This window comes from Streptococcus sp. oral taxon 431 (genome assembly GCF_023110115.1).
Classification (GTDB): domain Bacteria; phylum Bacillota; class Bacilli; order Lactobacillales; family Streptococcaceae; genus Streptococcus.
Window position 1 is genome coordinate 117251 of record NZ_JALDVP010000002.1, and the last position, 19914, is coordinate 137164.

13 protein-coding genes and 1 pseudogene are annotated in these 19914 nt (G+C 40.7%); 1 reads left to right on the forward strand and 13 read right to left on the reverse strand.

The annotated features are described in order from the left end of the window. Positions 1-3: 3 nt before the first annotated feature. The 7 genes from bgaA to miaA form a co-directional block, all read right to left on the reverse strand. On the reverse strand, positions 4-6927 hold the full coding sequence (bgaA, locus tag M1F91_RS03470; RefSeq protein ID WP_247912652.1) for an SIALI-17 repeat-containing surface protein: 6924 nt from the start codon (positions 6925-6927) through the stop codon (positions 4-6). A 297-nt stretch (positions 6928-7224) separates the two neighbouring features. After that, positions 7225-8973 carry a glycoside hydrolase family 13 protein gene (locus tag M1F91_RS03475; RefSeq protein WP_247912653.1) on the reverse strand — a complete coding sequence of 583 codons (1749 nt, stop codon included), beginning with the start codon at positions 8971-8973 and terminating at the stop codon, positions 7225-7227. 157 nt (positions 8974-9130) lie between these two features. Then, positions 9131-9886 (reverse strand): SDR family oxidoreductase, encoded by a 756-nt coding sequence (locus M1F91_RS03480; protein ID WP_247912654.1) that lies wholly within the window; start codon positions 9884-9886, stop codon positions 9131-9133. 20 nt (positions 9887-9906) lie between these two features. Beyond that, the gene (gene rnz, locus M1F91_RS03485; RefSeq protein WP_247912655.1) at positions 9907-10836 is read right to left on the reverse strand and encodes a ribonuclease Z; all 930 of its coding nucleotides are present in this window, start codon (positions 10834-10836) and stop codon (positions 9907-9909) included. Positions 10837-10850: 14 nt separating this feature from the next. Further along, positions 10851-11474 carry a cystathionine beta-lyase gene (locus M1F91_RS03490; protein ID WP_247912656.1) on the reverse strand — a complete coding sequence of 208 codons (624 nt, stop codon included), beginning with the start codon at positions 11472-11474 and terminating at the stop codon, positions 10851-10853. Further along, on the reverse strand, positions 11467-12705 hold the full coding sequence (hflX, locus tag M1F91_RS03495) for a GTPase HflX (protein ID WP_247912657.1): 1239 nt from the start codon (positions 12703-12705) through the stop codon (positions 11467-11469). Before hflX ends, M1F91_RS03490 begins: the two co-directional genes overlap by 8 nt. After that, entirely contained in the window at positions 12698-13582 is an 885-nt protein-coding gene (gene miaA, locus M1F91_RS03500) for a tRNA (adenosine(37)-N6)-dimethylallyltransferase MiaA (protein ID WP_247912658.1), read from the reverse strand. Before miaA ends, hflX begins: the two co-directional genes overlap by 8 nt. Before the next feature lie 122 nt (positions 13583-13704). On the opposite strand from miaA, the gene M1F91_RS03505 reads away from it, so the two are divergent. Next, positions 13705-13875: a DUF3042 family protein gene (locus tag M1F91_RS03505; RefSeq protein ID WP_001051780.1), complete on the forward strand. Its 171-nt coding sequence runs from the start codon at positions 13705-13707 to the stop codon at positions 13873-13875. Positions 13876-14026: 151 nt separating this feature from the next. On the opposite strand, the gene M1F91_RS03510 is transcribed toward M1F91_RS03505, so the two are convergent. From M1F91_RS03510 to M1F91_RS03535, 6 genes and pseudogenes are all read right to left on the reverse strand, one after another. Continuing rightward, on the reverse strand, positions 14027-14866 hold the full coding sequence (locus M1F91_RS03510) for a thymidylate synthase (protein WP_247912659.1): 840 nt from the start codon (positions 14864-14866) through the stop codon (positions 14027-14029). Positions 14867-14919: 53 nt separating this feature from the next. Further along, entirely contained in the window at positions 14920-15354 is a 435-nt protein-coding gene (locus M1F91_RS03515) for an HD domain-containing protein (protein ID WP_247912660.1), read from the reverse strand. A 97-nt stretch (positions 15355-15451) separates the two neighbouring features. Then, positions 15452-16411 carry an ROK family glucokinase gene (locus M1F91_RS03520; RefSeq protein ID WP_247912661.1) on the reverse strand — a complete coding sequence of 320 codons (960 nt, stop codon included), beginning with the start codon at positions 16409-16411 and terminating at the stop codon, positions 15452-15454. Positions 16412-16514: 103 nt separating this feature from the next. After that, complete coding sequence (locus tag M1F91_RS03525; RefSeq protein WP_247912662.1) at positions 16515-17408, reverse strand: excalibur calcium-binding domain-containing protein; 894 nt, start codon at positions 17406-17408, stop codon at positions 16515-16517. 222 nt (positions 17409-17630) lie between these two features. After that, positions 17631-17975: pseudogene (locus tag M1F91_RS03530) on the reverse strand (aminotransferase class IV); the annotation flags it as partial. 29 nt (positions 17976-18004) lie between these two features. After that, entirely contained in the window at positions 18005-19819 is a 1815-nt protein-coding gene (locus M1F91_RS03535) for an Ltp family lipoprotein (protein WP_247912663.1), read from the reverse strand. Positions 19820-19914 lie beyond the last annotated feature (95 nt).

A 19914-nucleotide genomic window follows, 5' to 3' on the forward strand; every position in this document is an offset into this window, starting at 1 on the left:
ATTTTATTCTTCGTCTTTCTTCTTTCCCATTGCAAAGAGTCCAAGAAGCGCTCCCACAACACCTGCTGTTGCAAGGGTTGCATTTTCCTTAGTACCTGTTTCAGGGAGAATATGTTGACGACTTGCAGGCGCCTGGTAAGTCTTGTCTTCTGACATAGCGAGGGCTACAAGAGATTGATTATCTTTGTACTCCGGTACTTCATTGACCGCTGCTTCGGCTGCGTTCACGCCACCAGTATATTCTGGAACTTCGTTCACCGCTGCTTCGACTGCATTGGCACCACCTTTGTACTCTGGCACATCGTTAACCGCTGCTTCAACCGCATTCACACCACCAGTATATTCTGGAACTTCATTCACCGCTGCTTCGACTGCATTCACACCACCAGTGTATTCTGGAACTTCGTTCACCGCTGCTTCGACTGCATTCACACCACCAGTGTATTCTGGAACTTCGTGAACTGCTGGTTCGACTACATTCGCTCCTAAAGTATGTTCTGGTACTTCGTGAACTGCTGCTTCAACTCCATTCACGCCACCTGTGAACTCTGGAACCTCATGTACTGCTGGTTCAACTCCATTCACGCCTCCAGTGTATTCTGGAATTTCGTGAACTGCTGCTTCAACTCCATTCACACCGCCGGTGAACTCTGGAACTTCGTGTACAGCTGGTTCTGTCTTAGCGCTTTCAGCATCTGCCTTAGTCAATTGAATGCGGTATTCCTTAATATGTTTACCACTTTCTGAAACAAGATGAATCAAGACTGGAAGTTTATCATTACCACTATCAACAATAGTTGCTGCTACGTTTTCGCCAGCTTCAACTGTTACTTGAGGACGATTTCCACTGTAGGTTACTTGGTAATCCACACGATCTTCAGAGAAGTCAGCAATCTCTTTACCATCCACAAGAAGTTTTGCAGCTGTACTATCCTTAGGTTCCTCACTTGGAGCAATGAAGGCCATTTCTGTAATAGCTACACCCTTGGTATCAGCTTTTCTATCCATGCGCCATCTCATAGCCTTAGCTTTAACTGGGGCAAAGGTTACATGGATATCAGTACCTGCTTGAATCTCTTGATCCGCACGGTATTCAACTTTCTCCCAGTTAGAAGGAGTGTTAAATGGATGTTCTGGATCGTATGGTTGGTAGTTAGAGTAGTATTCTGGCGAGTCAAATTCTGGTCCTACATAGCGCTCTAAGACTAGTTTAGAAGGTGCGTCTGTACCACCATCTGAGAAGAATCGAATGCTTCCTTCAGCGACTGTACGTTCAACAATCTTGCCAGCTTCTCTAAAGATAACCCCTACTGAAACTTCTGGATTATCAGATGGAGTTGGAGACCAGTTGGTCCAACGACGGGTTTCATCATCAGAACCATCGTTAACATAGTCCACACGGTCATGAGAATTTGGATCAATATCATTGGTTGCTGAGGCAAATGAACGGTTGCTATCGTCATCGAAGTCTGGGTTATCTGATAGGTTTTCACCGAGCTTATCAGTCACACGTACTGCTATTTCAGCAGTTAAATCAGTACCTAAAACGCGACCACGAACTGTAAATTCACCTGCAGTCACTAGATTTTCAGCTGGAACTTCATCCCATTCAACTGCTAAGTCTTTGACTTCATAGCCATCTTTACCTGTGAAGTAAACAGCGACTTTCGTAGGTAACTCAAGAGTATGCCCCTTAGCAACCAAGCGTGATGATTTCACAGCAACAACAGGTTTACTTGCTAGCAAGTCTTTATCATTTGTAAAGTGGAGACGGTATTCACCTAGAATATCTCCGTTTTCAGCCTTAACGACAACACGAACTGGATCCCCTTCACGAACGCTTGGAATCACTGTTGCAATACCATTATCGGATACACTTGCTGTTACAGTTGGTGCTTGGTTTTCTTTAGCTTCTAGATAATAGTCAGTCAAGCCAGGGTTAAAGTTTGGCAAATCTTTTCCATCTACTTGGATTTGAGCTTGAGCTTTCTTAGCTGCAGCTACTTGTTTAGAGAAGATTTGAATTTCTGTAATGGAAGTACCCCATTTACCATCTGGTCTAACCATACGGATACGAACCGCATAGGTATTGACTTTATCAAAACTAAAGTGAGTCATTTCTCCAGCTCTCACTTGATCTGGAGCTTTAAGATTTGTCACTTGTTTCCAATTATTGTCATCGTTAAAGACGTGGTCTTCACTAGCTACAAAGCTTGGATTTTTAGGAACTGTTGGAACATCTTTTCCTACATAGTATTCGATGACATAAGACTTAGGTGCACCAACACCGTGGTCTTCGTGGAAGGCAACATTGAGATTGTCAACCGAACGTTTAGACAGGATACCAGAATCACCAAAGAGGATTCCCACTGATGCTTCACTTGTACGTTTCCAGTTTGTCCAGCGGTTTGCCGGTTGATCATTAAATGAGATTAGTTTATCATTAACATTTGCTACCGAGTCACTTGGATTTGAGTCTGATGCAAAGGCAAGTGGTAACTCTGAACCTGTCCACTGATCAGAAATGTTTGCACCAGTTTCTGTCTGAGTAGATACACGAACATGAAGTTTTGTTGGTAACTGAGTCCCTTCTACATGCCCCGTCACTGTAAAGCTACCTTCTTGTGCATACTGGCTTGGATCAATAGCATCCCAAGTCACTTTAGCTGAAGATACTTGGCCGTTTGAGTGGTAAGTACGAACACTTTCTGGTAATTGAGGAGCTTCTGAAACTGGAGTTGTTGTAGTCACTTCTTCGACTGCAATGATACCTTCTACAGAAACTTTAGCATGAGCTTTGTTTTCAATTCCTTCCACTTTACCTAGAACATCAAAGCTGTGGTATTTAGCAAGGTCTTCCTTAGCAACTGCTTGCCAAGTTACCTTGTGAACTTTTGGAAATCCTTTATCGTACTCTACCGTTACTGTATCAGGTAGACTTGGTTCTTGGTTCAAACCTGTCACGACACTTACTGGACGAATGGCCTGGACAACTTTATTTTCAGTATTTGCCTGAATGTTCAAGTCAATCTGACCCTCAGCTCCTTCAAATTGAGCTTTCAAAGTTACTTGACCAGGTTTATGCAATTCAAGCATACCTTTACGAACAGCTACGTCTCCTTCACCTGATGTTGAGAAGGTTACCTTGTCAGCTTTTAATACGGCCTGAGTTCCATCTTGATAATGAGCCAAGACTTTGATACCAACTGTTTGGTCTTCTTTCAGTGCATCTGCATTTTCAACTTCTAGGCTCAAACGTTCAATCTGAGGAGCTTCTTGTAAGAATTGGATAGCATAAGTCTGAAGTGCTCCACCATCATTTGGTTGAACATAAATACTAGCACGCATACCATTTGCTTCGTTAGCTTGAATAACAGTAACTTGCGCATTTTCAGCTAAAGCTTTAACTTCAGGCAAAGTAGCTCCATAAGCAAGTTTATGGTATAGAACCGGTTGGTCAGTTGAGAGCCCTTCTACAGGCTGGTCTGCAACAGTTACAGTCGGTACTACTGGTGAAGCCGCTTGACCTTCGGCAACTACAAAGGTTGCAGCGATTTCATCATCACCTGAAATTCCTTTAGCTTGGATACGAGAGCCTGGGATAGTTAATTTAGCTTGATCTTCAGCAGCAACTTCCCACCTATCAACGTCATAGCTTCCTAGAGTACCATCTGACAATACATAGGTAACAGATGGATCAACCGTACTCAGATCTGTACTTGGTGCAATTCTCTTAACTACAGGTAATTCTGCTTCGAGTGCCAAGACTTCAACACGCGCTTCTACATCTCTTCCTTCTGCCACACCTTTAACAGTAAAAATACCAGGTTGGTTGACATCAACTGCGGACCATTCTACTGGAAGTTTTGCACGGCTGCCATCACTGTAGATAAATCCTACTTTTGAAGGCATTTTCGCAGCTTGACCAAGAACTGTACGAACTTTAGGTACCTCTGTACCAAGAACAGTTTTTTCTGTTTGGTCTTTCTTACCAGTAAAGATAGTTGTTTGACCAGATTTCAAGAAATCAGAGTGAGCAGTCAAGGTGAATTTACCTGCTTGCTCAGTTGATTTGACAATCACAACACCCTTACCATTGAAGGCCTTGCGAATCCATGAACCATCTGCTTGTTCTTTGTAACGTTCACGGCTGGCTTGTTCCCCATTATCCACACCGACAATCTGACCTTGACCATGTAACTGGAAGCGAACAAGGTTATTGGCAGTAGGAACGACATTACCTTTACTATCAACAATTTCGTAATAGATATAAGTAAGGTCTTTTCCATCAGCTGCGATAGCATTTTCTTCTTTGACCAAACGAACTCCTGCAGGTTCTCCAGCAGTCACAATCTTATCACGAGCAACAATATTCCCAGCTTCGTCACGAGCTACTGCTTCCAAAGTACCAGCTTCAAAAGCAACCTTCCATTCAAGGTAAAGTTCATTAGCGTTGGCACCTTCTTGGTAAGTGCGTCCATCGCTTGTTTGTTTTTTAGTAAATGTCTTCTTGCCTAGAGTTTCACCATTCAAGAACAGTTCTACACTTGCAGCGTTAGAATAGGCACGGACTGGAATGTTACCATCTGCATCCGCTACATTCGCTTTTAGAGTAGGATTTTCCCAGTTCCAGTGAGGAAGAAGGTGAACCATTGGTTTCTTCTGAGCAGATACCCATTGACTTTGATACAAGTAATAATCATTCTTTGGAATTCCAGCTGTATCTACGATACCAAAGTAAGAACTCTTAACTGGAGTTTGGTTTTGGTTATGCCATGGAGTAGGCTCACCAATATAGTCCGTACCTGTCCAGATAAACTGACCAGCATAACCAGCATTGTCTCGGTCAAAAGTCCAAGATGCAGTGGCTGTTTTACCCCAGCCAACACGGTCATTACCATAGTCTGATTGCTCATAATGACGGTAAGCCTGATTACTGTGAACTAGTTCACTCTCTGGGCGGAAATAGCTACCACGAGTACGAGTCGCAGAAGAAGTTTCTGAACCGTAAATCAACCAATTTGGATGTTTCGCACGAAGTTTCTTGTAGTTATCCTCTGAATAGTTAAATCCAACTGCGTCAAGTTCATTTGCAATCTTTTCATGATCACCACTACCATCACCAAAGCGGAACTTGTCTGCTCCCATAGTGACATATCGTGTTTTATCAACTGCTTTGATCACTTGCACCAAGCGTTTAACAGTCGCTAGAGAACGAGGTTTCCCGTCTGCTTCACCGATTTCATTACCGATAGACCACATGACGATAGCAGGGTTATTCTTTCCTCTTTCGACCATAGTACGTAGGTCAAAGTCAGACCATTTTTCACCTTTTTTAGCATCTGGGTGAGTGGCGTCTTTGTCAAAGAAACGTCCGTAGTCATATTGTTTCTTACCACCGTACCAAGTATCAAAGGCTTCTTCTTGCACCAACAAACCTAGTTCTGCAGCAATCTGCAAGGTCTGCTCACTAGCTGGGTTGTGGGTTGTACGGATAGAGTTCACACCCATATCCTTCATCTGTTTCAGACGACGGTATTCTGCTTTATAGTTTTCTTCAGCCCCTAGAGCTCCGTGGTCATGGTGAAGAGAAACTCCATGGAATTTGATGCGTTCACCATTCAAAGAGAAGCCTTCATTTGGTGTCCAATTGTAGTAACGGTAACCAAACAAGTCCTTCTTAGCATCGACCAATTGACCATCACGATAAACACGTGTCACCAATTCGTAAAGGGCAGGCTTGTCGCTATTAACTGTCCAAAGTTTTGGTTTATCAACTTGTAAAATAGCATTCAAACTAGCTGATTGATGTGCTTTCAAGACTTGGCTATCTGTACGAACTAAGTCTGTTACAGCTTGACCGTTACGTTCGATAATTTGGTATTCAGCAAGAATTTCATGATCTTTGTCATCTGTGTTGACAATCTTACTTGTTACATGAGTATCAACTTTACCATTCTGTTGTTTTTCAAGATCTGGTGTTAAGATAGTTGTTCCATTTTTCTCAGCATGAACCTTATCTGTGACTTGAAGGGTAACATCGCGGTAAATACCACTTCCTGAGTACCAACGGCTACTTGGTTGTTTGTTGATTGCATGCACTGCTACGACATTCTCGCGACCGTCTTTATGGAGATAGTCAGTGATGTCATATGAGAATTGGTTGTAACCATTTGGATAGTGACCAACTAGCTGTCCATTTACATAAACCTGAGAATCCATGTAAACCCCATCAAATGTGATACGAACATTCTTATTGAGGTCTTCTTCATCGAGTTTAAAGGTCTTACGATACCAAGCATCACCACCATTGAGTTGCCCACCTTCGTTTTGGGCAGGTGAGTTATGGTCAAAGTCATTGTAGATACTCCAGTCATGAGGGAGGTCTAATTTCTTCCAACTAGAAACATCGGCATCTGGCTTGACTGCATCTTTAGCATTGGCGTTGAGCTTGAAATGCCAGTTTTGGTTGAATTCTACTTTTCTATCCTCAATCAACTGTTTTACCTCATCATTAGTTGCAGGTTTGAGCTCTGGTTTTTCTGTTTGAGCAGATTGATCCTGAGTCACAGCTGGAGCTTGCTTTTCTACATCAGAGGTTTCTTTTTTCTCAGGAGTTGTCTCAGTAGTTGGGGCTTCCACTTTTTTCTCTACTTCATGATTAGTTTCTACTGCTTCACTGTTAACAGTTTCTTTTGTTACAGGTTGTTCAGAAGCTTTTGAATCTACAGCCTCCTCTTTAGGAGTTTCTTTCTCCACTTTTTCAGTAGCAACAGCGACTGGAGTTTCATCCGCAGATACAGTACTTGCACTAGCTAGATTTGCTCCAAATAAAACAGAGCAAGTCCCGATAAGTACCGAGCACGTTCCTACCGTAAATTTACGGATGCTATAGATACTTTTGCGATTCCAATAATCTTTTCCCATAGGGTTCTCCTTCTTAAGTAACCGCTTCCATTTTTTGTTGAAAGCGCTATACTTTTTTTGTAATTATTACTTCTATTTTATAAAATAATATAGGAAACTTCAATACTATGACTGTAAAAATCATACTTTTGATTGTTTTTTCTATATTTTGTAGAAAACTATAAAAATCTGAATGTACATTTAGTGAAATTTACCAAAAAACTGTCCTACTAGAGGACAGCTTCTTGTTTTTTATGCATCTAAAGTCACATAATCCCTTCATTTTTTGTAACTAGATACTTGTTGCAGTTGATTGCTTTATTTCGAAACAGTAATGATAAATCCATCTGGCAAGATGACTTGCTGACCATCTTTAAACTGGCAATGACTCGCTAAGTCAACTGAATCTCTGTCTAAGATAAAATTCTCAGAAGACTGATTAAAGATTGCTTGAACTTCTTTCCCTTGGTAGTTCCACTTCAAAGATAGGACATCTGGTTTCACTTCTTCCAAGCGATAATTTCCATGCTGAATAATGCTTGCAACTTCCTTACGAACCTTGATTAATTTCTTCATGAAATTCAGCATGTCATTGTCTTCAGAAACACGGTCCCAAGGCATGACACGACGGCAATCAGGGTCTGGTCCACCTATTAATGCTAGCTCTGTTCCATAATAGATACAAGGGGTCCCTTTTTGAAGATAGAGGAAAGTTAGGGCAGCCTTGACATGCTGGATATTTCCTTTGGCAGTTGTAAGGATACGCTCTGTATCATGAGAATCTAAAAGGTTAAACATCACCTCTGAGATTTGTTGCTTGTAGTACACCGACTGGCTATTGATTTCTGAAATAAACTTCTCTGTCTTTTTACGCTGACGCAAGAAATAATCCTTGATACTTTCAGAGAGCGGGTAATTCATGACCGCATGGAACTCGTCCCCTTGTAGCCAAGGCTGAGACGTATGCCAGATTTCACCTAAAATATACAAATCAGGCTTTTTAGCGAGAACTGCCTTTCTAAAATCTCTCCAGAACTGATGGTCAATTTCATTGGCAACGTCCAAGCGCCAAGCATCAATATCAAAATTTTCAATCCAGTAGGTCGCAACACTTAAAAGATAGTCCCTAACCTCCGGATTAGCTGTATTCAACTTAGGCATATAGCTAGCAAAGGCAAAGGTATGATAAGGGAGTTGTCTTGGATTCTGAAGTTTATCCTCTGTAATTGGGAATTCTTGAATATGGAACCAATCTTTATATGGTGACTTTTCTCCGTTCTTTAGAACATCCTGCCATTGGGCAGACTGGTAGCCGATATGATTGAAAACAGCATCTAGCATAATCTTGATGCCCCGTTTGTGGGCTTCCTCGACTAGATTAGCAAAAACTTCCTTATCCCCAAAGTGACGGTCAATTTCAAAATAATCCGTCGTGTCGTACTTGTGATTGGTCGTAGCTTCAAAAATCGGACATAGATAAAGTCCAGTGATTCCCAAATCTTTAAGATAGTCTAAATGGTCGATAATCCCTTGTAAATCTCCACCAAAAAAGTCATCTCTTTCAGGTGCAATCTCTGCATCCCACTCTCTAGCTCCATCAGGAGTTAGGTTTGGATTTCCATTAGCAAAGCGTTCAGGGAAAATCTGATACCAAACGGTATTTGAAACCCAGCTAGGAACATGACAACCGTCGATTTCGTGAATATAAGGAAGCTTGAAACCATTACCTTCAGCATCCAAGTTTTCTTGAGTATGTTCGACACAACCCTTATCACCATAGTAGACACCCTGACCTTCTTCATCAAGGAGTTCAAAGAGATACTGAATCCGTGCAAAATCAACCGATACTGTAACCTGCCAATAATCAAATAAAGCATCTGAAGTCACTTTGGTCATTTCCTTCTTAGCTTCATACTTATCCTCGATGAAAATAAAGGGATCCCCATAATGCAAAATGACCTTTTGAATATCATCTTTCTTTGTTCTGATTCGGATATGTAGCTGACCTTCTTTGTAAAGATAAGCATACTCTGATTCTGGTCTATGATAAATGGCTGTCAATTCCATGTCTTGTCTCCTAAAATCAATAAAAAGCAAACGTTTTCATAAATAATAGAACTAGTATACTATTTTAAGACTTAAATTGCAATACTTTAATAAAGTCGACAATAAAACACCCCAAAAGTTAAGCGTTTAATTTAACTTTCGAGGTGTGACTAAGATTTTACTTATAATTAAAAGTTTCTCCTGCCAACTTATCTGCTAACTTAGGAAAGAGGCTATAAAATTTATGAGCTAGATTTAGCAAGACTGGGAGATTGAGCTCGCGTTTGTTTTTGCCTATGGTCTTAACAATTTTTTTAGCTACTGTATCTGGCTCGAGTAGGAAGCGGTCGACCGATTTGAGGTAGGTCCCATCTGGGTCTGCCTGGTCGAAAAACGCCGTACGAATCGGACCTGGATTAACAGTCGTCACATAGACACCATAGGGCATGAGCTCAAGGCGAAGAGCATTTGAAAAACCGATAGCCGCAAACTTAGTCGCTGAGTATAGGCTAGACTTGCCGGTTGCTATCAAACCTGCCATGCTGACGATATTGATGATATGCCCTTTTCGAATCTCCTTCATACGAGAAGCAACCAAACGAGACAGATTCATCAAAGCAAAAGTATTAACTTCAAACATTTGATGAATGTCTTGATTAGAAATCTTGTCAAAATCTTCAAAAATCCCATATCCAGCGTTGTTAATTAAAACATCAATCTTGCCATAACGTTGATAGAGTTCAGCAACTAGTTCTTCTAATGCTTGAACGTCAGTAATATCAATTTCAATCAATTCTGCCTGAGGATGATTTCCGTATAGTTGAGCTAATTTTTCCTTATTTCTACCGAATAAAATGAGTTGATCATTGGGCAAGAGTTTGACCATTTCTTGGGCTAGACCCCCGCTAGCACCTGTAATGAGAATGGTTCGCATGATTCTCCTTTCTCTAGCAACTAGATTTCCACTTCTTCCAAGTCTTTGACCACATGGACATTTTCAAAAATCGTTGCAGCATCTTTCTTGAGCTGGCTGATATCTTTTGAAAGGAAACGGGCGCTGATATGGTTGAGTAAGAGTCGTTTGGCTCCTGCTTCTGTTGCCACCTGTGCAGCCTGCATATTGGTTGAGTGGCCATGATTGCGGGCAATTTTCTCATCACCCTTGCCATAAGTCGACTCATGGACAAGGACATCTGCATTGACAGCCAAACGCACACTGGCATTGGTTTTTCGAGTGTCACCTAAGATAGTGATAATCTTACCTGGACGTGGCGCTGAGATATAGTCTGCTGCCTTAATCTCGGTGCCGTCTTCTAGGATGACATTCTGACCGTTTTTGATTTTTCCAAAGAGTGGTCCAAATGGTACGCCGGCAGCCTTTAATTTTTCAGCATCCAGAGTGCCTTCTAGGTCCTTTTGCATGACACGGTAGCCCACACAGAAAATAGTGTGATCCAACTCTTCCGCATATACTGTAAATTTATCTGTTTCAAGAATTTTCCCAAGAGAAGCTTGGTCAAATTCATGGAAATGAATCTTATAGGGCAGGCGTGAACCTGACACTCGTAGACTAGTCAAGACAAAAGATTTGATGCCTTGGGGACCATAGATTTCCAAATCTGTCTGTTCTTCATTAGCCTGAAAAGCACGGCTAGAAAGAAATCCTGGTAAGCCAAAGATATGGTCTCCATGCAAATGAGTGATAAAAATTTTGCTGACCTTGCGTGGTCGAATCGTGGTTTCCAGAATGCGATTTTGCGTTCCTTCTCCACAGTCAAAGAGCCAGACTTCGTTAATCTCGTCCAAGAGTTTCAGGGCGAGACTTGAAACGTTGCGGGCTTTAGAGGGCTGACCAGCCCCCGTTCCTAAAAATTGAATATCCATTCGATACTTTCTAATTAATCAATATATAACATAGCAGTGCGATTTTCTGAGCGATAATAAAGCTTGCCAGAAAAAGCTCTAGCTTCTTGTAGTAAATCCTCTTGGCTGTAGCCCTTAAGTCGCTGTCTTCCATCTGCTAAATTTTCCAAATCTGTTAAAGTTGTTAGACTTTTTACGCTAACAACTTCCTCGTCCCCGACAGACTTCAAGTATATCTTTCCAGACTCTTCAAAGACCAACTGATGAGGAAAAATTTGCGCAATCTCAAAAAGTAATTCATCCGTAATTGCTTCCTCGTTCTCTGAGAAAATGCGACCTAGTCCTTCTTTCTCATAGCAAAATCCAAAGGATTTACTAGATAGATTGAGGCGAATAAAGGGCTTGCTTTCTTCCGTGAAACTTGGTTCAACATTGTAAAGATTCAGTTCTTGGCTGACTTCTGCAAAATAATCGGTCGCAGCTTGAGGGCTTTTTTTCTGGTAGAGCTCGGCAAAGTAGGCATTCACTACGCTGGGTGGAGGTGTAATGAGAGCTAGTTGTTCCTCTTCAGACCTACCAGCTAAAAGCTGGTCTAGATAAACCTTGTCTAGACTCGTATATCCACCATACTTGAGGGCTAACGTTTTGATATCAGTCATAAAATTCTTCTAATCTCCATTTATTTTTCTCAGAAATGAAGCCTGTAATGACTTCGCCGTCATCTTGATAGTCTCGTTCTTCAAGAATCGCGACACTTTCTAAGTCGTGAATCTTGTATGACTTAGAAAAAGGCACGCGCAGGGTAAATGTTTCAAAAATTACCTTAATCTTATCCAGCAATAAAGCCTGCAGCTGTTCGCGACTATCCTTAGATTTAGCAGAAATCAATGCATAAGGCGTTTGAGTAGGCGTAAAGTTCTCAACTAAATCTGCTTTATTATAAAGGGTTAAGCGAGGAATATCCTCCATGTCCAAGTCTTTCATGATAGAAAGAACTGTTTTTTCATGTTCCTCATGGTAGGGATTGCTGGCATCGATGACATGGACCAGGAGATCTACATGCTTGCTTTCTTCCAAGGTTGATTTAAAACTCGACACCAACTCTGTCGGTAGGTCTTGGATAAATCCAACGGTATCTGTCAAGGTTACCTGTAGATTGCCACCAAGATGGATGCTCTTAGTTGTCGCATCTAGAGTTGCAAAAAGCTCATCTGCCTCATACTGGGTCTTGCTGGTCAAAGTATTCATAATAGTTGACTTACCAGCATTCGTGTAACCGATCAAACCAATCTTAAAGGTACTTGACTCCAAACGTTTTTCTCGAACTGTCGCTCGGTTTTTCTCAACCACCTTGAGTTGACGTTCGATATCTGTAATCTGGTTGCGAACACTACGACGGTTAAGCTCCAGCTGACTTTCACCTGGACCACGGGAACCAATTCCCCCTGCCTGACGGCTGAGCATAATCCCCTGGCCAACCAAACGAGGCAAGAGATACTTGAGCTGGGCGAGGTGAACTTGTAGCTTACCTTCATGGCTTCGAGCTCTCATAGCAAAGATATCTAAAATCAACTGCATACGGTCAATTACCTTGACACCTAAGACTTCCTCTAAATTGACATTTTGTCGAGGTGTCAGACGGTTATTGACAATGACTGTCGTGATTTCTTCTGCATCAACCATTTGAGCAATTTCTTCCAACTTACCAGAACCGACAAAGGTCTTAGAGTCGTATTTTTCTCGTTTTTGTCTGTAGCTATCTACTACAACAGCCCCAGCTGTCTTGGCTAAACTAGCCAGCTCTTCCATGGAGAGGTCAAAATTATCCATGCCCTGGAGTTCAACTCCAATAAGTAGGACTCGTTCCTCTTTTTTCTCCGTTTCAATCATTTAAAAACTCCTCAATCTGGTTTAAAATACGGTCTTTTACACCAGATTCTCCTATCTGATAAAAGGTCACCTGCATGCGATTGCGGAACCAGGTTAGCTGGCGCTTGGCAAATCGGCGAGTCGCTTGCTTGAGACTATCGCTAGCCTCCTCCAAACTCTGCTCTCCACGAAAATAGGGGAAGAGTTCCTTGTAACCTATTCCTTTAGCAGCCTGCACATCTGGATAATGGTCAAACAACCACTTAGCTTCGTCTAGAAGTCCAGCTTCAAACATCAGGTCCACTCTGTGATTGATACGCTCATAAAGCTGACTACGCTCATCATCTAAGCAAATAATCAGCGGATCATATAAACTTTCTTGATTTTCCAAATCTTGACCAAAATGAGCAATCTCCAAGGCACGAATAGCACGACGACGGTTAAACTGGGGAATTTCAAGACCTGCTTGCTCTACCAGATGAACTAACTCCTCATCCGAAACAGGTTCTAAGCTAGCTCGGTAGGCTAAAATTTCCTCATGTGGTGTCTCTCCACCAAGATGATATCCCTCTAGTAGACTCTGAATATAAAGTCCTGTCCCACCAGCTATTATAGCAAGTTTACCGCGATTTTGAATATCCTCGATGGCTGCCTTTGCTTCTGAAACAAAATCAAAAGCCGAGTAAGACTCGGTTACATCTCTCACATCAATCAAATGATGAGGGACAGTTGCCTGCTCCTCCGGACTAGCCTTGGCTGTTCCAATATCCAGTCCTCGGTATACTTGTTGGCTATCCCCACTGACTACTTCACCATTGAATCGCTGAGCAACTTCAATGGCTAGGGCTGTCTTTCCAACAGCTGTTGGACCAACAATCACAATTATTTTGCTTTTCATCGTTTTTCCTTGAAAAATTCCCATTTTTTCGTTACTATTATTATATCACAAAATAGACAGGCAGAAAAATGCTATATCTTAAGCTATTTCCGTCTGATTTATAAATAAAAGGAGGAAGACTCATGGCTAAAGGATTTGCTAAAGGTCTCGTAACAGGTGTTGCAGGAACTGTTGCTGCTGTTGCAGGTGCAGTATACGCATTCAAAAAGAAAGTGATTGAACCAGAAGAACAAAAAGCAGCTTTCATCGAAGAAAATCGTAAAAAAGCAGCTCGCCGTCGCGTATCACGCTAATAAACAAAAAGAAGTTGGAATTTCCAACTTCTTTTTTTCTATTCTTTTTTACTCAATGAAAATCAAAGAGCAAACTAGGAAGCTAGCCGCAAGCTGTACTTGAGTACAGTAAGGCGACGCTGACGTGGTTTGAAGAGATTTTCGAAGAGTATTAAATAGCTAGGTCAAACTTCAATTGTGGCTTGATTGGATCATAATCAACCAGCTCAAAATCCTCTGCTTTAATATCAAAGAAATTAGTCTTGTCTGGTACATTCAAGACCAAACGTGGTTGGCAATTTGAAGGCTCACGACGAAGCAATTCCTGAGCTTGTTCAAATTGATTGTCATAGATGTGAAGGTTGTTGATAAAGTAGAAGAATTTCCCAACTTTCCAACCAAAGTGTTTAGCAATCATCATCTGAAGAGCCACATACTGCATGGCATTGATATGGTGGGCCACCAGCATATCGTTAGAACGCTGGGTCAAGGTTGCATCCAGATAGATGTCCCCATCTACACGACGGACATCAAACATAGTCTGAAAGGCACATGGAAGAAGACCGTCTGTTTGCTCAAAAGCTTGGTAATCCCAGAGAGAGATGATATTGCGACGGTTCCAAGGATTAGCTTCCAACTGTTTGAGGATTTTATTGATGATGTCGTGCTTTTTAACAACAGCCCCGTAACGCTCACCGATTGTTCCTGTATCTCCAACTTCCCAATCATTCCAGTAGTGAACATTGTACTTATCATTGAGAACTTCTAGGCTATTTGTCTGGTCTTGGTAGATCCAAAGTAGTTCTTTTATAGCTGATTTGATAGCAATTGGACGTAGGGTTGTGATGGGAAATTCACCCTTTGACAAATCATACTCCGCAAAAGCACCTGTAATGTACTTGGAGTTAGCTACTGTTCCATCCTTATACTTGGGACGAGCTTGTTCTGAAAAGACACCTTCATTGAGAATTCGCTCAATATTTTCTTTAAAAATCTTATCTGCTTTTGTCATTTACTCTCTCCTCAACGTTTATTCTTAACTAGTATAACATAAAAAGTTTTTTTCTACCTGCTCAGAAAATCAATAGCTTTTTTATATTTCTTCAATCTTTCCCTATCCTTTTCAGTAATAGAAGACAATCTCGATAAATCTGAATTGTGTTTTAGATCAGCTAATTTTACTACTCTTGCAAGAGGATTTTTCTTCACAGTTTCTAGATATGTTTGATAATCTTGCTCCTTTTTCTTTGTCAAAACCTGAACAGCAGTAACTACTGTTTCTGGTAAACCAGCTTGTAATAGTTCTTCAGCTGAAACAGGACTATCCTCTATAACATCATGTAGCAGAGCCACTGCTTTTTCTTCTTCAGTATCAACTTGGCTTGCTACATAGATTGGATGTTCTATATAATCTACTCCTGCCTTATCCAGTTGCCCTTCATGAGCTTGCCTAGCAATAGACAAGGCTAAATCAACCATGGATTGTTCTGTAGTATTCATCCAAAATTCCTCCTATCATTATTGAGTTATTACTTTATTCTAACAACTTCAACTTAAAAAGAGCTTGATCAATAACCAAGCTCTTGATTCATGTGCTTTATTGCAAGACAAGAGATGCTGCTCCAATCACTCCAGCGTCATTTCCTAGAGTTGCAAGAGCTAATTTTGTTGTTGTACGAACTTGTGGGAAGGTATTTTCATCATAAATCTTTTGAACACCTTGGAGAAGGAAGTCTCCTGCAGCTGATACACCACCACCGATAACAATCGTTGATGGGTTTAGGATGGAACCAATGTTGGCACATGCAATACCCAAGTAGCGTGAGAAGTTACGGTAAACGATTAAAGCTAGGTCGTCCCCTTCTTTTGCCAAATCAAAGACAGTTTTAGCAGTTACTTCTTCTCCGTCATCAATCAAGCGTTTCAACTCTGCATCGCCTTCATATTCATCCGCGTAACGACGAGTCAAGTTGACAATACCTGTTGCTGAAGCTACTGTCTCAAGACAGCCTTTTTTACCACAGGTACATGGGATTGGTTGGTCAAAGTCAACTGTGATATGTCCAAGTTCACCTGCAGCACCTGCAACACCGTGAAGCAATTTACCTTCTGCCACGATACCGCCACCAACACCTGTACCCAGAGTCATAAAGACAACGTCTGGTTGGTTTTCACCAGCACCCATCCAACGCTCACCAAGAGCAGCTACGTTAGCGTCATTGTCGATAAAGAATGGAATACCCAAGGCTTTTTCGATCTTTTCTTTGATTGGTTGAAGAGTTTTCCAGTTGAGGTTGTAGGCTCCGATAACAGTTCCATTTTCACGGTCAACTACACCAGGTGAACCCATACCAATCCCTAGAAAATCCGTAGCTGACAATCCAAGCAAGTTCAAACGATGTTGAATTGATTCAATCATATCGTCTACGATATGGCTTCCTTCATCCAAAATGTTAGTCTTAATAGACCATTTTTCTTGGATTTCTCCTTCTTGAGTTAAAATCGCAAACTTGATAGATGTACCACCAAGGTCAATCCCAATAATCTTTTGACTCATTTTTTTCTCCTTATCTTTAATTGAAAATGCTTACAGTTCTAGTATAACAAAATCCGCCAATCAGTGCAAAGGTTTGCATTGACTTTCCAGAATTTTTTATGTTCTATGGTTTCCACAAACCAGAAGCATCTACATAATAGCGTCCGCCATCCACTCGCTCATTTTTTGCCATTTTACCATCTGATTTGAGATAGTAGTTTCCTTGCCAAGCATTACGAGCATAAGAACCATCTGATTTTAAGTAGTACCAAGATTGATAAGAATAGTCATAAACCCATTCACTCTGAGCCATTTTACCATTTGATTTAAGGTAGTATGCACCTTGCCAAGTATTATGCGCATATGAACCATCTGATTTGAGGTAATACCAGGCTTTGTAGTAAGAATCATAAATCCATTCACCCTGAGCCATCTTACCATTTGATTTGAGATAGTAACTTCCTTGCCAAGTATTGCGCGCATATGAACCATCTGATTTGAGGTAATACCAGGCTTGGTAATAGTTATCGTATACCCATTCGTTCTCAGCCATTCTTCCATCTGATTTGAGGTAGTAAGCACCCCGCCAAGTATTTGTTAATGGTTTGCCATTTTCAGAAAAATAGTACCAAGACCCATTTTGACGAACCCAACCACTTACAGTTGTTACACTAGGGGTAGGTTCTGCACTATTTGGTGCTACACTAGAAGTAGGCTCTTCACTATTTGGTGCTACACTATCAGATGACACATTATTGTTAGCTTGAGATGCACTCGTCTTTTTCTCTTTTAACACTCCTTTTGGTGCATTCTTCGATTCACAGGCTATCCCATCATGGTCCTTATCTAGAGCAGTAGAATAACCTGGCTCTCCCTTATGAATATCCGCATAACCATTCTCCCAAGCTTCCTTACAGCTTGAAAAATGGATACTTTCATCTGCCACAACTGGATGTAAAAACAAAGCTAGAGCAGGTAAAGAAGCTAGGCCAAGTTTTAATAAATGACGTTTGTTCATGATTTTCTCCTAAAATTATAATATTAATCTCAATATTATTTTATCAAACTTATTTCTGCAATTCAAGAAACTTCTAGTTATTTCTGCAAACTCTTCTGTTTTGCTCTATTCAAGATATGAGGGCCGTCAGGGATAATCTGAAATTAAGAATCTAGCAACAGTTGTTGAATGCCTTCCATAACCTTTAGATTAGGCTTATCCATGTAAAAATATTAGTTTCATTTAGTTCTCCTTCACTGACAACTCATACAAGCCCCTAACCGCATTGCAGGCATAAATAACTTCTGCTTGCTTCAAATCTTCTATGGTTAAGACCTTCTCTTCTACCTGCCCGCTTTCAAGTAAATGCTGGCGATAAATCCCTGGTAAAAGACCTAGCTGACTAGGAGGTGTATAGAGCTTGCCATCCATTTTTAAGACCAGATTCCCAATAGAGGTTTCAAGCAATTTTCCATCAGCAGTGTGATAGATGATTTCCTGCTCTCCCACTGTCAAATGTGGTCGGTGTGTCGTCTTAAAGTAGGTAAAGGCCTGCCCCAAATCAGCTTCTTGCTGACAAAGCTTTGCATGAAAAAGTTACATCTAATAATCAATAACTATTTATCCCCTAGTTTTTGAATGGCATAGTTTGCTTCTTCTTTTGTAAATTTTCCAATCCAAGGAGAAGTTAGCCTCTCATAAATTTCTTTCTTTGATAAATTGCTGTATTTTCGGTATTCTCTTGCTTTAACTAATGCATTTGCTTTGTAATCTGCGTTCAAGTGATCAATGGCATACTGTGCTGCTGAGCTTGAAAAACCATGAGTAACTTGTGATGTTAACTGTTCATAAAGAGCTTTTTTTGACATATGTAAAGCCGAATTATAGCTTTTCGCTTTAGTTAAAGCAGCATTGTACTGATTCCCGACTGCTGGTTTTGGTTGCCATACACCATTGTATCCCACATAGTAACGGCCACCATCTACCCATTTATCCCTAGCCATTTTACCATCTGATTCAACATAGTAACGGCCACCATCTACCCATTCATTCTTGGCCATCTTACCATCTGATTTATAATAATAGTATCCTACCCATTTATTGCGGGCAGGGCTTCCTTCTGGTGTTAAATCTAGTTTTTGAATGGCATAGTTTGCTTCTTCTTTTGTAAATTTTCCAATCCAAGGAGAAGTTAGCCTCTCATAAATTTCTTTCTTTGATAAATTGCTGTATTTTCGGTATTCTCTTGCTTTAACTAATGCATTTGCTTTGTAATCTGCGTTCAAGTGATCAATGGCATACTGTGCTGCTGAGCTTGAAAAACCATGAGTAACTTGTGATGTTAACTGTTCATAAAGAGCTTTTTTTGACATATGTAAAGCCGAATTATAACTTTTCGCTTTAGTTAAAGCAGCATTGTTTTGATTCCCGCCTGCTGGTTTTGGTTGCCGGACGCCATTGTTTCCCACATAGTAACGGCTACCATCTACCCATTTATCCCTAGCCATTTTACCATCTGATTCGACATAGTAACGGCCACCATCTACCCATTCATTCTTGGCCATCCTACCGTCTGATTTAAGATAGTAATTTCCTATCCATTTATTACGGGCAGAACTTCCTTCAGCTGTCAAATAGTAATAAGAACCAGAATTTTTATCATAGATCCAATCGCTTTTTGCCCTCTTACCATCTGATTTAAGATAGTAATTTCCAACCCAAGTATTTCGAACAGCGTTTCCCGAAGCATTTAGGTAGAAATAAGAATTAGCTTTTTTATCAAAAATCCACTTATTAGTGACTTTAACACCATTTTCATAATAAGATGAGCCTACCCAGCCAGACTGGACTTTAGACTTTGGCTTATCCTGTTTAGGTGCCGTATTCTTTTGTTTATCAGATTGCTTTGGAGCGCTAGTTTTAGGCTTCTCTGATTGCTTTGGAGCGCTAGTTTTAGGCTTTTCTGATTGTTTCGGAGCAGTATTTTTTGGCTTTTCTGATTGTTTTGGAGCGCTAGATTTTGGCTTCTCTGATTGTTTTGGAGCGCTAGTTTTAGGCTTCTCTGATTGTTTTGGAGCACTTGATTTAGGCATCTCTGATTGTTTTGGAGCGCTAGATTTAGGCTTCTCTGTTTGTTTTGGAGCGCTAGTTTTAGGCTTCTCTGTTTGTTTTGGAGCGCTAGTTTTAGGCTTTTCTGTTTGTTTTGGAGCGCTAGATTTAGGCTTCTCTGTTTGTTTTGGAGCGCTAGTTTTAGGCTTCTCTGATTGCTTAGGTAAATTATTTTCTTTTACGTTACCATTCTTAGGCGTACTCTTTTCTTGAGCAGAAACTTGCTGTATTGAAAAAGGGGACATACCTGCTGTATCTGTAAGCAAAGCAAGTCCAAGTGTTGCTGTCGCTATGCTTGTTACTATATATTTTTTTGATTTCATCTTAAACTATCCCTATTTTTAAATTTAATGACGCCTACATTATATCAAATGCTTAACTTTATTTCAATTTCAATATTTAATGTTCACAAATAATA

Bases quoted from the DNA above. Each gene is read 5' to 3' on its own strand.
- M1F91_RS03480 (WP_247912654.1), bottom strand. From the start codon at position 9,886: ATGCGAACCATTCTCATTACAGGTGCTAGCGGGGGTCTAGCCCAAGAA.
- M1F91_RS03535 (WP_247912663.1), bottom strand. From the start codon at position 19,819: ATGAAATCAAAAAAATATATAGTAACAAGCATAGCGACAGCAACACTT.
- M1F91_RS03525 (WP_247912662.1), bottom strand. From the start codon at position 17,408: ATGAACAAACGTCATTTATTAAAACTTGGCCTAGCTTCTTTACCTGCT.
- hflX (WP_247912657.1), bottom strand. From the start codon at position 12,705: ATGATTGAAACGGAGAAAAAAGAGGAACGAGTCCTACTTATTGGAGTT.
- M1F91_RS03490 (WP_247912656.1), bottom strand. From the start codon at position 11,474: ATGACTGATATCAAAACGTTAGCCCTCAAGTATGGTGGATATACGAGT.
- bgaA (WP_247912652.1), bottom strand. From the start codon at position 6,927: ATGGGAAAAGATTATTGGAATCGCAAAAGTATCTATAGCATCCGTAAA.
- M1F91_RS03510 (WP_247912659.1), bottom strand. From the start codon at position 14,866: ATGACAAAAGCAGATAAGATTTTTAAAGAAAATATTGAGCGAATTCTC.
- miaA (WP_247912658.1), bottom strand. From the start codon at position 13,582: ATGAAAAGCAAAATAATTGTGATTGTTGGTCCAACAGCTGTTGGAAAG.
- M1F91_RS03475 (WP_247912653.1), bottom strand. From the start codon at position 8,973: ATGGAATTGACAGCCATTTATCATAGACCAGAATCAGAGTATGCTTAT.
- M1F91_RS03520 (WP_247912661.1), bottom strand. From the start codon at position 16,411: ATGAGTCAAAAGATTATTGGGATTGACCTTGGTGGTACATCTATCAAG.
- rnz (WP_247912655.1), bottom strand. From the start codon at position 10,836: ATGGATATTCAATTTTTAGGAACGGGGGCTGGTCAGCCCTCTAAAGCC.
- M1F91_RS03515 (WP_247912660.1), bottom strand. From the start codon at position 15,354: ATGAATACTACAGAACAATCCATGGTTGATTTAGCCTTGTCTATTGCT.
- M1F91_RS03505 (WP_001051780.1), top strand. From the start codon at position 13,705: ATGGCTAAAGGATTTGCTAAAGGTCTCGTAACAGGTGTTGCAGGAACT.